The following is a 260-nucleotide window of genomic DNA, read 5'->3' as shown; positions in this document are numbered from 1 at the left end:
AATCCTTGTGGAAACTGGCTTTTACAAAATTCAATATAACGGCCATCAGCGCTAGATAAACGTGTTGCTTTACCTAACTTGTCAGAAGCAACACAGGTCATAGGCTCGTCAAGCATAGCTTCAATTTGTAGCTCTACCTCATCATCTAACTTTAAACCTTGGCCATTGAAAAACTTAATGCCGTTATCATAATAAGGATTATGTGATGCGCTGATCACTATCCCCGCTTCAGCGCGAAACGTTTGCGCTAAATAAGCAAC

Annotated in this window: 1 pseudogene; it reads right to left on the bottom strand. The window is 40.8% G+C overall.

Annotated elements, in window-relative coordinates:
- A pseudogene (gene glmM, locus AAEY88_RS14255) lies at nt 1-260 on the bottom strand (phosphoglucosamine mutase); the annotation flags it as partial.

Source organism: Psychrobacter sp. CAL346-MNA-CIBAN-0220 (genome assembly GCF_040309805.1).
GTDB lineage: Bacteria > Pseudomonadota > Gammaproteobacteria > Pseudomonadales > Moraxellaceae > Psychrobacter.
Note: the sequence above shows the minus strand (reverse complement) of the source record. Positions and strands in the feature narration are given on the sequence as shown.